This is a genomic window from Fuscovulum sp., assembly GCA_035192965.1.
Taxonomy (GTDB): Bacteria; Pseudomonadota; Alphaproteobacteria; order Rhodobacterales; family Rhodobacteraceae; genus Paragemmobacter.
The window spans coordinates 3359805-3375315 of sequence record CP136571.1 but is presented as its reverse complement, the minus strand read 5'-3'; the positions used below and the strand labels follow the sequence as shown (position 1 = coordinate 3375315).

General features: G+C 66.4%; 14 protein-coding genes. 6 read left to right on the top strand and 8 right to left on the bottom strand.

Translation table 11 applies throughout. From position 1 onward, the window contains the following. Positions 1-156: 156 nt before the first annotated feature. The 7 genes from RSE12_16425 to yghX all read right to left on the bottom strand — a co-directional run bounded on the left by RSE12_16425 (position 157) and on the right by yghX (position 9145). Entirely contained in the window at positions 157-840 is a 684-nt protein-coding gene (locus tag RSE12_16425; GenBank protein WRH61937.1) for a winged helix-turn-helix domain-containing protein, read from the bottom strand. Continuing rightward, complete coding sequence (locus RSE12_16420; protein WRH61936.1) at positions 837-3518, bottom strand: sensor histidine kinase KdpD; 2682 nt, start codon at positions 3516-3518, stop codon at positions 837-839. Before RSE12_16420 ends, RSE12_16425 begins: the two co-directional genes overlap by 4 nt. Further along, the gene (kdpC, locus tag RSE12_16415; protein ID WRH61935.1) at positions 3515-4105 is read right to left on the bottom strand and encodes a potassium-transporting ATPase subunit KdpC; all 591 of its coding nucleotides are present in this window, start codon (positions 4103-4105) and stop codon (positions 3515-3517) included. The genes RSE12_16420 and kdpC overlap by 4 nt, the downstream gene beginning before the upstream one ends. 10 nt (positions 4106-4115) lie before the next feature. Then, positions 4116-6152 (bottom strand): potassium-transporting ATPase subunit KdpB, encoded by a 2037-nt coding sequence (kdpB, locus tag RSE12_16410; protein ID WRH61934.1) that lies wholly within the window; start codon positions 6150-6152, stop codon positions 4116-4118. Positions 6153-6160: 8 nt separating this feature from the next. Further along, positions 6161-7828 carry a potassium-transporting ATPase subunit KdpA gene (gene kdpA, locus RSE12_16405; protein WRH61933.1) on the bottom strand — a complete coding sequence of 556 codons (1668 nt, stop codon included), beginning with the start codon at positions 7826-7828 and terminating at the stop codon, positions 6161-6163. An 11-nt stretch (positions 7829-7839) separates the two neighbouring features. Next, entirely contained in the window at positions 7840-7932 is a 93-nt protein-coding gene (kdpF, locus tag RSE12_16400) for a K(+)-transporting ATPase subunit F (protein WRH61932.1), read from the bottom strand. 313 nt (positions 7933-8245) lie between these two features. Then, positions 8246-9145, bottom strand: a complete 900-nt coding sequence (gene yghX / locus RSE12_16395; protein ID WRH61931.1) for a YghX family hydrolase — start codon at positions 9143-9145, stop codon at positions 8246-8248. Between the two features lie 399 nt (positions 9146-9544). Here yghX and RSE12_16390 point away from each other — a divergent pair, with 399 nt between their 5' ends. The 4 genes from RSE12_16390 to RSE12_16375 are packed head-to-tail and all read left to right on the top strand — an operon-like array spanning position 9545 to position 13486. Then, on the top strand, positions 9545-10711 hold the full coding sequence (locus RSE12_16390; GenBank protein ID WRH61930.1) for a putative peptidoglycan glycosyltransferase FtsW: 1167 nt from the start codon (positions 9545-9547) through the stop codon (positions 10709-10711). Further along, positions 10711-11811 carry a UDP-N-acetylglucosamine--N-acetylmuramyl-(pentapeptide) pyrophosphoryl-undecaprenol N-acetylglucosamine transferase gene (locus RSE12_16385; protein WRH61929.1) on the top strand — a complete coding sequence of 367 codons (1101 nt, stop codon included), beginning with the start codon at positions 10711-10713 and terminating at the stop codon, positions 11809-11811. The genes RSE12_16390 and RSE12_16385 overlap by 1 nt, the downstream gene beginning before the upstream one ends. Beyond that, a complete protein-coding gene (gene murC, locus RSE12_16380; GenBank protein WRH61928.1) occupies positions 11808-13232 on the top strand; it encodes a UDP-N-acetylmuramate--L-alanine ligase in 1425 nt (474 codons plus the stop codon). The genes RSE12_16385 and murC overlap by 4 nt, the downstream gene beginning before the upstream one ends. Next, the gene (locus tag RSE12_16375) at positions 13229-13486 is read left to right on the top strand and encodes a DUF2484 family protein (GenBank protein ID WRH61927.1); all 258 of its coding nucleotides are present in this window, start codon (positions 13229-13231) and stop codon (positions 13484-13486) included. The genes murC and RSE12_16375 overlap by 4 nt, the downstream gene beginning before the upstream one ends. Positions 13487-13523: 37 nt before the next feature. On the opposite strand, the gene RSE12_16370 is transcribed toward RSE12_16375, so the two are convergent. Beyond that, entirely contained in the window at positions 13524-13838 is a 315-nt protein-coding gene (locus RSE12_16370) for a hypothetical protein (GenBank protein WRH61926.1), read from the bottom strand. A 219-nt stretch (positions 13839-14057) separates the two neighbouring features. Here RSE12_16370 and RSE12_16365 point away from each other — a divergent pair, with 219 nt between their 5' ends. Then, positions 14058-14447 (top strand): PRC-barrel domain-containing protein, encoded by a 390-nt coding sequence (locus tag RSE12_16365; GenBank protein WRH61925.1) that lies wholly within the window; start codon positions 14058-14060, stop codon positions 14445-14447. 108 nt (positions 14448-14555) lie between these two features. Further along, the gene (gene murB / locus RSE12_16360) at positions 14556-15485 is read left to right on the top strand and encodes a UDP-N-acetylmuramate dehydrogenase (GenBank protein ID WRH61924.1); all 930 of its coding nucleotides are present in this window, start codon (positions 14556-14558) and stop codon (positions 15483-15485) included. Positions 15486-15511: the final 26 nt, after the last annotated feature.

Here is a 15511-nt window from a genome sequence, read left to right as displayed (position 1 = left end):
GCATCTGATGTGGCGGGTATTGAGCCCACAGGTTCAGGTACCTTTAAGGGCGGCATGCGCGGGCTGGGGTGGTGTGACGGCCGATGCGGCGCGCGCGTGGTTGGGGCGCGGCGTGATACTGGCGCTGGGTGGCTGCCAGTACAACGGGCGGAGGCGTCAGCCGAGGAAGCGGTAGCCGATGCCGGGTTCTGTCATGATGTAGCGGGGATTGGTGGCATCGTCGGCGAGTTTCTGGCGCAGTTGGCGGACATAGACGCGCAGATACTGGCTGTCTTCGGCATGGGCCGGACCCCAGAGCGATTTGAGGATCATGCCTTGCGTGACCAGCCGCCCCGCATGGCTTGCCAGCAGCCAGAGCAGATCAAACTCTTTGCGCGTCAGGTGCAGGGGGGTGCCGGATTTGGTGACCGTGTGGTTGGCGGAATCGATCCGCAGGTCGAGGGTTTCGATCACCGCCGGGGCGGGGGCGTCGGCCCTGTCGCGCAGAAGGCTGCGGATGCGGGCGAGGAGTTCGTTCACGCCAAAGGGTTTGACCACGTAATCCTGTGCCCCGGCGTCGAGTGCGGCGACCTTTCCCGCCTCATCCGCGCGCACCGACAGGACGAGGACGGGAACCTTGCTCCAGCCCCGGATCTCACGCAGGACGGTGAGGCCGTCGGCATCGGGCAGGCCAAGATCGAGGATCACGAGGCCCGGGGATTCGCGCGCGGCGGCGAGGATGCCTTCGCGTGCGGTGCCGGCTTCGATGATGCTGTGACCTTCGGCCTGAAGGGGCACCCGCAGGAAGCGGCGGATCGGGGCTTCGTCATCGATCAGCAGGATACGGGTGGGGGTGGTCATGCAGAGGTCTCGGGGTTGAAGAGCGGCAGGGACAGGACGATGCGCGTGCCGGTGCCATCGGCTGCGGCGGTTTCGGCCCGGATGGTGCCGCCCATGGCTTCGGTCAAACCCTTGCAGATGGCAAGCCCAAGACCGGTTCCGGCGCGCTGACGATCGCCTTCGGTGACGCGGTAGAACATATCAAAGACGCGGGCCTGCTGGGCGGGTGGGATGCCGGGGCCGCTGTCGGTGATCGACAGTTCGAGCCGCGCGCCGTTCGGACGGGCCGCAAGGGCGATGGTTGATCCGGGCGGGGCGTATTTGGCGGCATTGTCGAGGATGTTGACCAGCACCTGTTCGAGCAGGATTTCATCGGCCAGCACGGCGGGCAGGCCGGGGGGAAGATCGGCGCTGACGGAATGGGCGCGCAAGGGCGCGCGCAGGCGGTGGCGGGCCGCGCCGATAAGTTCGCCAAGATCCACCGGGGCGAGGCGCAGGGTCAGGGCGCCGTTGCCGATCCGTGTCATGTCGAGCAGGTTCTGAACGTAGCGATCCAGCCGTTCGCCTTCTTCGCGGATGTTTTCGGCTAGGTCCTTGCGGGCATCAGGGGGCAGGCCCGGCGTATCGGCAAGACTGCCTGCCGCGCCGATGATGGTGACGAGGGGGGTGCGCAGGTCATGGCTGACAGAGGAGAGGAGCGCCGTGCGCAGGCGTTCGGTTTCCGAGGCAAGCCGCGACTGTGACAGTTCTTCGGTCAGGCGCAGCCGTTCGAGGGCGAGGGCGATCTGGTCGACCAGCGCATCCAGAAGGCGGCGGTCGGTGCGCGCGAGGTGTCGGTCATCGGCATGGGCGATGCCCAGCACGCCCAGTTTGCGTTCACCCGCGACGAGGGGAAGGAAAAACCAGCGGGCTGTCGGCAGCGTGTCCGATCCGTGCCCGGAGGGTTCGGCCCTGTCCCATGCGAATTGGGCGGCGGATTGGTCGCGAATTTCCAAACGATCTTCGGGGGGGAAGCCGCCCACGACGCGCAATTCGCCCTCGGGTGAGGGGCGCAGCAGCACGGCTTCACAGCGCAGGGTGCTGGCGACATGGCTGACCGAGGCCCAGATCACATCATCCGGTGTGGCTGCGGCGGCGACGCGGCGGCTGAAATCGTAAAGCTTGTTGGTGCGGTCGGCGATGGCCGATTGCGCCTGCACGCGGGCGCGCAGGCGGGCGGCAAGGTTTCCTGTGATCAGGGAGGCCACAAGGAACAGGCCCAGTGTCAGGAGTTCGCCTTGGCGCGAGACGTGGAAGGTGTAGCGGGGGTGGGTGAAGAGGAAGTTATAGGCCATGAAGCCGATCAGCGAGGTGGCAAGCGCGGGGCCAAGGCCGCGCTTGCTGGCCACCACGACCACGGCCGTCATGTAGATCACCGACAGGCTGGCGACCGGGAAAAGCAGTTCCGCGGCATAGGAACAGACCGAGGCGATGGCGACGGCCAGAACCGCCTCGGCCCAGGCGCGGGGTTCGCCGGGCATGGCGGGCAGGTTCCAGCCGCGCCGCTGCGGGCGTTCTTCGGGTTCGGCGGCGAGGGTGATTTCAAACTTGCCGGATTGGCGCAGGAGGTGGCTTGCGACATCCTCGCTGGACAGGCGCGCCCAAAAGGGGCGGGGCCGGGGGCGACCGATGATGATGCGCTTGACGTTGCGGTCGGCGGCATAGGCGAGGATCGCCTGCGCGACGTCGCGTTCCGCTTCGAGGGTGGCGAGTTCGGCGCCGAGGCGTTCGGCAAGGCGGAGGGTTCCGGCGAGACGGTCCTTTTCCGCCTCGGGGAGGGATTCGGCGCGCGTTTGCGAGACATTGAGCGCGATCCATTCGGCGCGGGCGCGGTCGGCGGAGCGTTTGGCGACGCGGATCGCCTCGCGCGCGGCGGGGCTTTCGTTGATGCAGACAAGGATGCGTTCCTGTGCGGGCCATGGCCCTGTGATGGCATTGGCCGCCATATGTTCGCGCAGTTGGGCATCCACACGGTCAGCGGCGGCGCGCAGGGCCAGTTCGCGCAGCGCGGTCAGATTGCCCTTGGCGAAGAAGGAGGTCAGGGCGCGGGTGGCCTGATCCTGCGGGTAGACCTTGCCCTGCCGCAGGCGTTCCTGAAGTTCGTCGGGCGGGATGTCGATCAGTTCGATCTCGTCCGCCATTTCGAGCACGCGATCGGGAACGGTTTCGCGGACCCGGATCCCGGTGATGCGGGCGACGGTTTCGTTGAGCGTTTCGATGTGCTGGATGTTGAGGGTGGTGAAGACGTCGATGCCGGCGGCGAGCACCTCTTCGACATCCTGCCAACGCTTTTCGTGGCGGCTGCCATCGGCGTTGGTGTGGGCCAGTTCATCGATCAGGGCGAGCGTGGGGCGACGGGCGAGGAGGCCGTCGATATCCATCTCGGTCAGGGCGCGGCCTTTGTAGATCACGGGTTTGCGGGCCAGTTGCGGCAGGCCGGACAGTTTGGCCTGCGTTTCGGGGCGGCCGTGGGTTTCGATCAGGGCGGCCAGCACATCGACGCCGTCAGCGAGTTTGCGCTGCGCGTCGTCGAGCATGGCCCAGGTCTTGCCCACGCCGGGTGCGGCGCCGATGAAGATTTTCAGCCGACCACGCCCTTCGCGCGCGGCCTGCGTTAGCAGGGCGTCGGGCGAGGGGCGGATGGCCGTATCTGGGGTCATGGCGCGGGCGTTTCTTCGGCGACGGGCGGCGGGGGGAAGGCCGCGTCGAGGGCGAGGTTGGTTTCCAGCACATTCACGCGCGGTTCGCCGAAAAGCCAGAGCGTTCGGCCGAGGGTGGCGTGTGCGATCAGGCGGCGGATGGTGGCTTCATCCGTGTTGCGGGCGGCGGCGATGCGGGCGGCCTGTGCGAGGGCATTTTCGGGGCTGATATGGGGATCGAGCCCGGAGGCGGAGGTGGTGATGGCGTCGATGGGGGCGGGCTGGCCGGTATCCGCCTCCCACGCGGCGCGGCGTTCGGCCACGGCGGAGATCAGGGCGGCGGATGTCGGCCCGAGGTTAGAGGCCCCGCTTGCCGCCGCGTTCCAGCCGCTGGCCGAGGGGCGTGGGTGCAGGTAGCCCGGCCCTGCAAAGGGTTGGGCCAGAAGCGCGGAGCCGATCACCCGATCCCCTTGCATCAGCAGGCTGCCGTTTGCAGCAGTGGGAAAGAGGCCTTGGGCGAGGCCCGTCAGGGCCAACGGATAGGCAAGACCGGTGAGCAGGGTGAACAGAAGCGTCAGGGTGAGGGCGGGGCGCAGATGGGACAGCATGACGATCTCCTTAAGCCAGGTTCAGGGCGACGAGGCACAGGTCGATGGCCTTGATGCCGAGGAAGGGCAGGATCAACCCGCCCAAGCCGTAGACGAGCAGGTTGCGGCGCAGCAGTTGGGCCGCGGTGGCGGGGCGGTAGGCGACCCCGCGCAGGGCCAGCGGCACCAGCGCAATGAGGATCAGCGCGTTGAAGATCACCGCCGACAGGATCGCCGAGGTGGGCGAGGCCAGCCCCATGATGTTGAGCACGGCCAGCCCCGGATAGGCCGCAACAAAGATCGCGGGAAGTACGGCGAAGTATTTTGCCACATCATTGGCGATGCTGAAGGTGGTCAGTGCGCCGCGCGAGATCAGCAGTTGCTTGCCGACCATCACCACCTCGATCAGTTTGGTGGGGTCGCTGTCGAGGTCGATCAGGTTGGCGGCCTCTTTTGCCGCCGGGGTGCCGGCGTTCATGGCGACGCCCACATCGGCCTGTGCCAGCGCAGGGGCATCGTTCGAGCCGTCGCCGCACATGGCGACGAGCCGCCCGCCCGCCTGTTCGCGGCGGATGAGATCAAGTTTCATTTCGGGGGTGGCTTCGGCGAGGAAGTCGTCCACCCCGGCCTCGGCCGCGATGGCGGCGGCGGTCAGGGGGTTGTCGCCGGTGATCATTACGGTGCGGATGCCCATGGCGCGCAGTTCGGCAAAGCGTTCCCGCACGCCGGGTTTGACGATGTCCTTTAGGTGCACGACCCCGAGGATTGTGCGCCCTTCGGCCACCAGAAGCGGCGTGCCGCCGGAGCGGGCGATGGCATCGACCTGCGCCGCCAAGGCGCCGGGCGGGGTTTGCCCGGTCAGGCGGATAACGGCGTCGATCGCGCCCTTGCGGAACTGTCGGCCATCGGGGAGGTCGAGGCCCGACAGCCGGGTCTGTGCGGTGAAGGCCACGGGTTCGGCACCCGTGGGCATGGGCGGGATGGCCCCCAGCATCTCATGCGCTTTTTCGACGATGGATTTGCCTTCGGGTGTTTCGTCGGCGAGGGAGGCGAGTGCCGCCGCTTCGGCCAGTTGCTGCGCCGTGACGCCGGGTGCGGGGATCAGCGCGTCGGCCATGCGGTTGCCGAAGGTGATGGTGCCGGTCTTGTCAAGCAGGAGCGTGTCGACATCGCCCGCCGCTTCGACTGCACGTCCGGATTTGGCGATGACATTGGCCTTGACCAGCCGGTCCATGCCCGCGATGCCGATGGCCGAGAGCAGGCCGCCGATGGTGGTGGGGATGAGCGTGACGAAAAGCGCCCCGAGCACGACCAGCGGGATCGTGGTGCCCGAATAGCTGGCGAAGGCCGGCAGGGTGACCACAACGAAGAGGAAGATCAGCGTCAGGCCCACCAGCAGGATGTTCAGCGCGATCTCGTTCGGGGTTTTCTGCCGTTCGGCCCCTTCGACCAGCGCGATCATGCGGTCGAGAAAGCTTTTGCCGGGTTCGGCGGTGACCTTCATCACCAGCCAGTCGGATGCGATTGTGGTGCCCCCGGTGACGGAGGAGCGGTCGCCGCCGGCTTCGCGGATCACGGGGGCGGATTCGCCTGTGATGGCGCTTTCGTTGACGCTTGCCATGCCGCGCACGGCTTCGCCATCGGTGGGGACGATATCGCCCGCCGTGATGTAGACGAACTGCCCGGCGCGCAGGGCGGTGGAGACGATCTCGGTTGCGGTGGTGGGGTCGGCGTCGGGGGATTCGAGCACGCGGACACGGGTTTCCGATTTGGTGGCGCGCAGCGTATCGGCCCGTGCGCGGCCGCGGCCTTCGGCCAGACTTTCTGCGAAGTTGGCAAACAGCACGCAGAGCCACAGCCAGAGCGCGATGTGGAGTGCCACGCCCGCGCCGGGGGTGGCCGAGAGCAGGTCGCGCAGGCCCAGCACCGTGGTCATGGCCGCCACGATGGCGGTGACGAACATCACCGGGTTGCGCCACAGGGTGCGGGGGTCGAGCTTTGTCACGCTTTGGCGGGCGGCAGTCCGCATCAGGCCGGACATATCGGCCGCTTTTTCATTTCTGGACATGGGAGGCCTCAAAAGCTCTGCCCGGCCAAGCGCGCGGTTTCTTCCGCGATGGGGCCGAGGGCAAGGACGGGAAAGAAGGTGAGCGCGCCGAGGATCAGCACGGTCAGTACCAGCAGCGTCACGAAAAGCGGTCCGTGGGTTGGGAAGGTGCCGGTGGTTGCTGCGGCCTTTGGTTTGCGGATGAGCGAGCCTGCGATGGCCAGCAGCGGCACGATCACGGCGTAGCGGCCCAGCAACATGATGAGCCCCAGCGCCGTGGTGTGCCAGGGCTGTGCCGCGCCCCAGCCGCCGAAGGCCGAGCCGTTGTTGCCGGTGGCAGAGGAGTAGGCGTAGAGGATTTCGCTTAGCCCGTGCGGGCCGGGGTCTTGGACGGCGGCAAGGGCGGCGGGGACGGTGGCAGCGATTGCGCCGCCGACCAGAATGCCCAGCGGCATGGAGAGGAAGGCCAGAACGGCGAGGGTGACTTCGCGCCCTTCGATCTTGCGCCCCAGATATTCGGGGGTGCGCCCGACCATCAGCCCCGCAAGAAACACTGCCAGCACGACATAGAGCAGCATCCCGTAAAGACCGGCACCCACCCCGCCGAAGATGACCTCGCCGATCTGCATGAACACCATCATCACGAGGCCGGAGAGCGGCATGAAACTGTCATGCATCGCGTTGACCGATCCGTTCGAGGCGGCGGTGGTGGAGGTGGCCCAGAGCGCCGAGAGCAGCGCGCCGAAGCGTTGTTCCTTGCCTTCGAGGTTGGCGCCGGGGCCGAGGAGGGGGTTTCCTGCCGCCTCGGCCCAGTGGATGACCGCGAGGCCCGCGACGAACATCACTGCCATGGCGGCGAAGATCGCCCAGCCTTGCCGCCGATCCCCGGCCATGCGCCCGAAAAGGAAGCAGAAGGCGACGGGGATCAGCAGGATCGACAGGCTTTGCGCGAGGTTGGAGGCGATGGTGGGGTTTTCGAACGGGTGGGCGGAGTTGACGCCGAAAAAGCCGCCGCCGTTGGTACCCAGCTGCTTGATGGCGATCTGGGCGGCGGCGGGGCCGCGGGCGATGATCTGTTCCGACCCTTCGACCGTTGTCGCCGTTACCGCGCCTTGCAGCGTCTGCGGGACGCCCTGCCAGGCAAGGAACAGGGCGAGCATGACCGACAGCGGGAGCAGGACCCACAGGACAGAACGTGTCAGGTCTACCCAGAAATTGCCCAGCGTGCTGCCTTTGGGCGCCGTGAAGCCGCGGATCACGGCCAGGGCCACCGCCATGCCGGTGCCTGCGCTGACGAAGTTCTGCACTGTCAGCCCGGCCATCTGGGACAGGTAGCTGAGCTGTGCCTCGCCCGTATAGGCCTGCCAGTTGGTGTTGGTCACGAAGCTGATGGCGGTGTTGAAGGCAGTGTCCGGGGCCATGCCGGTGATGCCGTCGGGGTTCAGGGGCAATGCGCCTTGCACCCGCAGGATCGTGTAAAGCAGCAGAAAGCAGGCGAGGTTGAACGCCAGCACGGCCATGGCATAGGTGCCCCAGGTCATGTCGCGTTCGGGATTTGCGCCACTGGCGCGCAGGACGGCGCGTTCGATCCCGGCCAGTGCGGGAAGGCCGCTATAGACGCGGCCCATCCAGAGGGCGATGAGAAGGGCCGCGCCGATGAGGGCGGCGAAATACAGGGTATATGCCAGCAAGGCCATGAGATGCGCCTTCAGAACCAGTCGGGGCGCAGCAAAGCGGCACCGAGATAGAGGAACAGGCCCACGGCCACGCCGCCGCCCAGAATCAGATCAAAAAGCGGCATGTCACATCCGCTCCAGCCTGCGGACGGCGAGGGCGAAGAGGGCGAAACCGCCCAGACCCAGGCCGATGTAAATGATGTCGAGCATTGCGGAACCTCCGTTTCAGAGAGCGGAGGGTGCGGTGGGTGGCCGTAAAGATGCCATTCCCGTTCGGGGCGAAGGGCGTAAAGGCGGCGTAAAGATTGGGGATTTGGGGGGGCGGTTGCCTCGGGGGCCGCGGTGGGGGTGGGCCTGTCCGGTGTGGGCGGCGGCAGTCGTGGCGGGAACCGCCGTGTGATCAGTGGCGGTTCCCGGTCGTGGTGTCCTTTTGGCCGGTCAGGCGAGGTATTTCGCAAACCAGGCGAGGGTGCGGTCCCAGGCGAGGATTGCGGCGGCCTCGTCATAGCGGGGGGTGGAATCGTTGTGGAAGCCGTGGTTCACGCCGGGGTAGATATGCGCCTCATAGGTTTTTCCGGCCGCTTTCAGCGCAGCCTCATAGGCGGGCCAGCCTTCGTTGATGCGCGTGTCGAGTTCGGCATAGTGCAGCAGGATGGGCGCTGTGATGCGAGCGGCATCTGCGGGGGCGGCCTGACGGCCATAGAAGGGGACCGCGCAGGCGAGATCGGGGAAGGCGACGGCTGCGGCGTTGGAAACGCCGCCCCCGTAGCAGAAGCCGGTGATGCCGACCTTGCCGGTGGTGCGGCTGTCGGCCTTTAGAAAGTCGATGGCGGCGAAGAAATCGTTCATCAGCTTTTCCGGATCGACCGAGGACTGCAATTCGCGGCCCTTTTCATCATTGCCCGGATAGCCGCCGACCGAGGTGAGGCCGTCGGGGGCGAGGGCGATGTAGCCTGCCTTGGCCACGCGGCGGGCGACATCTTCGATATAGGGGTTGAGGCCGCGGTTTTCGTGGACGACGACCACGGCAGCGCGCGGGTCGGCGGTGGCAACGCCGTCCGTGGCGGGGCGGACGAGGTAGCCGCGCACGTCGCCATGGCCATCGGGCGAGGGGTAGGTGATGTATTCGGCGATAATGTCAGGGTCGGTGAAATCGATCTGCTGGGCCAACGCGTAATCGGGCGACATGACGGACAGGATCGTGGCGGCGGTCAAGCCGCCCACGGCAAATTTCCCGGCGCGGTCCAGAAATTCGCGCTTGGTGATGCGGCCATGGGCGTAGAAATCGTAAAGTTCCAGCAATTCAGGGGAAAAGTCGCGGGCGGTGAGGCGTGTCATGTGCGGCTCCTGTTGCGATGTCATTTTGAGAATAGCGCAGATGCGGGTGGCGAGGGGACGGTTCGTGTTCACCTTGGCGTGAGGCAGCGGCGGAGCGGGGGAGGGGCTGGCGGGCTGTCAAGGGGGAAGCGCGCCGCAGCCCGCCGCGCAGGGCGCGGCGGACCTGCGGCGCGGTCCGGCCAATGGAGCAACGGGGGCCTTGCCCCCGCGCCGCCTTTGGCGGCTTCCCCCAGGGTATTTTCCGCCAAGATGAAGGGGGGAGGCTGCGAGAGGAATCGGGGCGATTCGGGCGAATCGAGGTGCGTGCTTTGGGCTGGATTGATTCGCGGAGTTGGGCTAGAGTTATGACAAGCCCGGACAAACGGGCATCGAGCAGTGCAGGCGACAGGCGTATTATCCATGACTGAGATGGTCTATGGCTCCATGCCCTCACGGGTGACGGAGCCTGTTCTTCCCCGTTGGTGGCGGACAATCGACAAGTGGTCGATGACCTGCATCATGGTCTTGTTCGGCATCGGTCTGCTGCTTGGCCTTGCGGCGAGTGTGCCGCTGGCGAGCCGGAACGGGCTTGAGCCATTCTATTATGTGCAGCGGCAAGCCTTTTTCGGCGGGCTGGCGCTGGCGGCGATGGTGGGGGTGTCGATGATGACACCCGCCATGGTGCGGCGCATCGGGGTGGCGGGCTTTGCGCTGGCCTTCCTGGCGCTGTGCCTGTTGCCGTTTTTCGGAACGGATTTCGGCAAGGGGGCGGTGCGTTGGTTTAGCCTTGGGTTTGCATCGGTGCAGCCGTCGGAATTCCTGAAGCCCGGTTTCGTGATCGTGGTGGCCTGGCTGATGGCGGCGAGTTTCGATCTGAACGGGCCGCCGGGAAAGACGGTCAGTTTCGCCATTGCGCTGGTGGTCGTGGCGCTGCTGGCGATACAGCCGGACTTCGGGCAGGCGGCGCTGGTGCTGTTTGGCTGGGGTGTGGTGTATTTCGTGGCCGGGGCGCCGATGACCCTGATCGGGGTTGTGCTCGGGCTGGTGATGGTGGGCGGTTTCGGCGCCTATGAAAGCAGCGAGCATTTCGCGCGTCGGATCGACGGGTTTCTGACGCCGGATATCGACCCGCGCACGCAGCTTGGCTATGCGACCAATGCCATTCAGGAAGGCGGGTTCTTCGGGGTGGGCGTGGGCGCAGGGCAGGTGAAATGGTCGCTGCCGGATGCGCATACCGATTTCATCATCGCAGTGGCGGCCGAGGAATATGGCCTGATCCTCGTTCTGGTGATCATCGCGCTTTACACCACGGTCGTGGTGCGGTCGCTGATGCGGCTGACCAAGGAGCGGGACCCGTTCATCCGGCTGGCGGGGACGGGGCTTGCCTGCATCTTTGGCGTGCAGGCGATGATCAATATGGGTGTGGCGGTGCGGCTGTTGCCCGCGAAGGGGATGACGCTGCCATTTGTGAGTTATGGCGGGTCTTCGGTGATTGCGGCAGGGATAACGGTGGGCGCGCTTCTGGCGATGACGCGGATGCGTCCGCAGGGGCAGATGGGCGATATCTTCGGGCGCGGAGGGCGCTGATGGCGCAGGGTCCGCTTCTGCTGATCGCGGCGGGGGGCACGGGGGGGCATATGTTTCCCGCCCAGGCCTTGGCCGAGGCGATGGTGCGGCAGGGCTGGCGGGTGAAGCTGTCGACCGATGCGCGCGGGGCGCGTTACACGGGCGGGTTTCCGCATGTTGTCGCGGTGGAGGAGGTGGCGAGCGCCACCTTTGCGCGCGGCGGGGTGGTGGCAAAGCTGGCCGTGCCGTTCCGGATTGCGGGCGGGGTGTTGTCGGCGGTCTGGGCGATGCTGCGCGACAAGCCTGCGGTGGTGGTGGGGTTCGGCGGCTATCCGACGATCCCGGCGCTTGCGGCGGCCTGGGTGCTGCGGCGACCGCGGATGATCCATGAACAGAATGGCGTGCTGGGGCGGGTGAACCGCGTCTTTGCGCGCCGGGTGGACCGGGTGGCCTGTGGCACCTGGCCCACGGACCTGCCCGAGGGCGTGGCGGGCGTGCATACCGGCAATCCGGTGCGGGCGGCGGTGCTGGAGCGGGCGGCGGCGGGGTATATTCCGCCAGGCGATTATCCGATGAGCCTGTTGGTGATCGGGGGCAGTCAGGGCGCGAAGGTGCTGTCGGATGTGGTGCCGGCGGCAGTGGCGGCGCTGCCGGAGGGCATCAAGCGATATTTGCGCGTGGCGCATCAGGCGCGGGAAGAGGATCTGGAGCGGGTTGTCGCGGCCTATGCGGCGGCGGGCATCATGGCCGAGGTGGAGCCGTTCTTTCGCGACATCCCGCGCAGGCTTTCAGAGGCGCAACTGGTGGTGTCGCGGTCGGGGGCATCGTCGGTGGCGGATATCAGCGTGATCGGGCGGCCTGCGATCCTGATCCCCTTTGCGGCGGCAACGGGCGACCATCAGAGCGCCAATGCGCGCGGGCTGGTTGACGCAGGGGCGGCCATCCTGATGCCGGAAAAGCTGCTTGACCCCGTGGCGCTTGCCGCGCAATTGGAAGCGGTGCTGGGCCAGCCGGATGCGGCAGTGGCGATGGCGCAGCATGCGTTGGGTCAGGGAAGACCCGATGCGACCGCGCGTCTGGTGGCGCTGGTCGAGGAACTTGCGAAGGGGAAAACAGCATGAACGCGGCGACAAAGCTTCCGGGGGAGCTGGGCCCCATCCATTTCGTGGGGATCGGCGGGATCGGTATGTCGGGGATTGCCGAGGTGTTGATGACGCTGGGCTATCCGGTGCAGGGATCGGACAGCAAGGCATCCAAGATCACCGACCGGCTGGTCGGGTTGGGGGCTGTGTTCTTTGAGGGGCAACGGGCCGAGAATATCGGCGAGGCGGCGGTGGTGGTGATTTCCTCGGCCATCAAGAAGGGCAATCCGGAACTGGAAGAGGCCCGGCGGCGCAAGCTGCCGGTGGTGCGGCGGGCCGAGATGCTGGCCGAGTTGATGCGGTTGAAATCCAACATCGCGATTGCCGGGACGCATGGCAAGACGACCACCACGACGATGGTGGCGACGCTGCTGGACAAGGGCGGCTTTGACCCCACGGTGATCAATGGCGGCGTGATCCATGCCTATGGATCCAATGCGCGGGCCGGGGCGGGCGAGTGGATGGTGGTAGAGGCGGATGAAAGCGACGGGTCGTTCAACCGACTGCCCGCGACCATCGCCATCGTGACCAATATCGACCCCGAGCATATGGAGCATTGGGGGAATTTCGATGCGCTGCGGAAGGGGTTCTACGATTTCGTGTCGAACATCCCGTTCTATGGTCTGGCGGTGTGCTGCACGGATCATCCGGAGGTGCAGGCGCTGGTCGGCAAGGTGACGGACCGGCGGATCGTGACCTTTGGATTCAACGCGCAGGCCGATGTGCGGGCTGTGAATCTTTCCTATCGGAATGGAATCGCGATGTTCGACGTTCTTCTTCAGAATGAAGGGGAGGGTTCGATGATCGAGGGGTGCACTTTGCCGATGCCGGGGGATCACAACGTATCCAACGCGCTGTCGGCGATTGCCGTGGCGCGGCATCTGGGGATGAAGAAGGACGAGATCCGCGAGGCTTTGGCCGCGTTCGGGGGCGTGAACCGCCGTTTCACCCGCGTGGGCGAGGTGAATGGCGTGACCATCATCGACGATTACGGCCATCATCCGGTGGAGATTGCCGCCGTGCTGAAAGCGGCGCGGCAGGCGGTGGCGGGCAATCCGGGCGCGCGGATCATCGCGGTCCATCAGCCCCACCGCTATACGCGGTTGGCGAGCCTGTTTGACGATTTCTGCACCTGTTTTAACGAGGCGGATGTGGTGGCGATTGCCGATGTCTATGCTGCGGGCGAGGACCCGATCCCGGGGGCGAGCCGCGATGACCTGATCTCGGGCCTGATCGCGCACGGGCATCGCCATGCGCGGGGGATCACGGATGAGGCCGATCTGGCGCGGTTGGTGAAGGAACAGGCGCGGCCCGGCGACATGGTGGTGTGCCTTGGCGCGGGGACGATCAGCGCTTGGGCGAACAATCTGCCCGGCCGGTTGATGGGGGCGGCGGCATGACCTGGGCGCTGGCGGCGGCCTTTGTCTGGCTGATCGTGGCCAATGTGGCGGCGATGCTGCCGAGCCGGGATCATCATTGGCGGCGGGCGTTCGGCCTGATTGCGGTGGGGATACCCATATTGGGCTGGGTCACGTGGACGGCGGGGCCGGTCTGGGGGATGATCCTGCTGGCGGCGGGGGCGAGTGTGCTGCGCTGGCCGGTGATCTATCTGGTGCGCTGGATCCGGCGCAAGGGCGCGGAGCCGGCGGAATAGGGCGGGGGATCTCCCCGCCTTTTTCATTTGGCACCGATTATTGTTTAGCAGGTTCGGCGCGGCCCTGATCAGCGGCGGCGGGATAGGGTTCCGGGCGGTGGGGGTTGACCGCGCGGGCGGCGGCGTCCGGGTCCATCGTGGGGCTTTCGGGGCGCGCGAGGGGCGTTGTGGCGCGCATTCGGCGCACGCTCCACAATCCGGCGGGCACGCCGACCACAAGGCCGATGGCGATGGCGGCGGCAAAGAGTTTCCAGCTGTAAACCCCCGCGGTGAGCCCGGCGATTACCACGGCACCAGCGATGCAGCCGACTGTCAGGGGCAGGATGGTGGAGCGCAGATAGGGAAAGGTCATGGGATGTTCCTTGAATTGTGGGGAAACGCGTGACGGGGCCGGGGCGTTCCCTGACAGGGGCGTGATGGGCGTTGTTTCGCCGGGCTTGGGGGGCGGGATCGGCGGTTAAGCGCAGGGTGGGGTGGGGGCCGGAACCCCGGCGGGCGGGGGACGTTGACCCGATATCAGGCAAGCAGCCGGCCAAGGTGGCCCTGTTCGCCCCATGATGGAGGACGACCCATGCCGATGCAGAATACCGGTGCAGCCACTTCGACCATGCCCAAGGATGGCAACCACACCATGATTTCGGGCCAGACCATTCAGGGCACGCGGGTGTTCAACCCGGCGGGCGAAGAGTTGGGGCATATTGACGATGTGATGATCGACAGCGCCTCGGGGCGGGTGGTTTACGGCGTGTTGCAGTTCGGGGGCTTTCTGGGGATCGGCAGTGCGTTCCATGCCATTCCGTTCGGCAAGCTGCGCTATGACTCGGCGCGCGAGGGCTATGTCACCGATCTGACGAAGGACCAGTTGGAGAACGCGCCGAAGCAGGATGAGACCTGGCTGAAGGACCGCGACTGGCAGCAGCGCAGCCATGAATATTACGGTGTGGCGCCTTACTGGATCTGATCCGGGGTTTGGTGCGGGGGGCCACGGCCCCCCGCACACCCCTGATGCCCCGGCCTGCAAGGGCCGGGGCATCTTGCATTTCGGGGCAGGGCGCGGATACGAAGCGGTATGGCGCATGATTACCCCCCCACCCGTGGCACCCTGACCGAGCAGCGGCCTTTGGCCGATTTGACATGGCTGCGCGTGGGCGGGCCTGCGGATGTGGTGTTCCAGCCTGCGGATGTGGCGGACCTTGCTGCATTCTTGCGCGATCTGGACCCGAGCGTGACGGTGTTTCCCATGGGGGTGGGATCGAACCTGATCGTGCGGGATGGCGGGATACGGGCGGTGGTGATCCGGCTGGGGCGGGGGTTCAACGGGATTGCCGTGGAGGGCGACCGCGTGACGGCGGGGGCGGCGGCGCTGGATGCGCATGTGGCGCGGCGGGCGGCGGAGGCGGGGCTGGACCTGACCTTTTTGCGCACCATTCCCGGCAGTGTCGGCGGGGCGGTGCGGATGAATGCGGGCTGTTATGGCAGCTATGTGGCCGATCATCTTGTTTCAGTGCAGGCGGTGACGCGGGCGGGGGATGTGGTGACCATTCCCGCCGCAGAATTGGAGTTGCGCTATCGCCAATCGACGCTGCCCGAAGGGTGGGTGATCGTGGAGGCCACGTTCCGGGCAGAGCGGGGCGATCCTGCGGCGCTGGAGGCGCGGATGGCGGAGCAGATCGCCAAACGCGATGCGAGCCAGCCGACCAAGGAGCGTTCGGCCGGATCGACATTTCGCAATCCGCTGGGGCGATCATCGACCGGGACGGCCGATGACACGCATGAATTGAAGGCCTGGAAAGTGATCGACGACGCCGGGATGCGCGGCGCGCGGCGGGGCGGCGCGCAGATGAGCGAGATGCATTCCAATTTCCTGATCAATACGGGGGGCGCGACTGCCGCCGATCTGGAAGGATTGGGCGAAGAGGTGCGAAAAAGGGTTTTCCAAGCGAGCGGTATCACGTTAGAGTGGGAAATCATGCGGATCGGCGAACCGACCGCAGATTAATGACAAAAACGGGCGCAAGACCCGGC

Coding starts and splice junctions, on each gene's coding strand:
- kdpF (WRH61932.1), bottom strand. CDS start 7,932: ATGCCGCTTTTTGATCTGATTCTGGGCGGCGGCGTGGCCGTGGGCCTG.
- RSE12_16375 (WRH61927.1), top strand. CDS start 13,229: ATGACCTGGGCGCTGGCGGCGGCCTTTGTCTGGCTGATCGTGGCCAAT.
- RSE12_16370 (WRH61926.1), bottom strand. CDS start 13,838: ATGACCTTTCCCTATCTGCGCTCCACCATCCTGCCCCTGACAGTCGGC.
- RSE12_16390 (WRH61930.1), top strand. CDS start 9,545: ATGACTGAGATGGTCTATGGCTCCATGCCCTCACGGGTGACGGAGCCT.
- RSE12_16385 (WRH61929.1), top strand. CDS start 10,711: ATGGCGCAGGGTCCGCTTCTGCTGATCGCGGCGGGGGGCACGGGGGGG.
- murC (WRH61928.1), top strand. CDS start 11,808: ATGAACGCGGCGACAAAGCTTCCGGGGGAGCTGGGCCCCATCCATTTC.
- murB (WRH61924.1), top strand. CDS start 14,556: ATGGCGCATGATTACCCCCCCACCCGTGGCACCCTGACCGAGCAGCGG.
- kdpC (WRH61935.1), bottom strand. CDS start 4,105: ATGCTGTCCCATCTGCGCCCCGCCCTCACCCTGACGCTTCTGTTCACC.
- RSE12_16425 (WRH61937.1), bottom strand. CDS start 840: ATGACCACCCCCACCCGTATCCTGCTGATCGATGACGAAGCCCCGATC.
- yghX (WRH61931.1), bottom strand. CDS start 9,145: ATGACACGCCTCACCGCCCGCGACTTTTCCCCTGAATTGCTGGAACTT.
- kdpA (WRH61933.1), bottom strand. CDS start 7,828: ATGGCCTTGCTGGCATATACCCTGTATTTCGCCGCCCTCATCGGCGCG.
- RSE12_16420 (WRH61936.1), bottom strand. CDS start 3,518: ATGACCCCAGATACGGCCATCCGCCCCTCGCCCGACGCCCTGCTAACG.
- kdpB (WRH61934.1), bottom strand. CDS start 6,152: ATGTCCAGAAATGAAAAAGCGGCCGATATGTCCGGCCTGATGCGGACT.
- RSE12_16365 (WRH61925.1), top strand. CDS start 14,058: ATGCCGATGCAGAATACCGGTGCAGCCACTTCGACCATGCCCAAGGAT.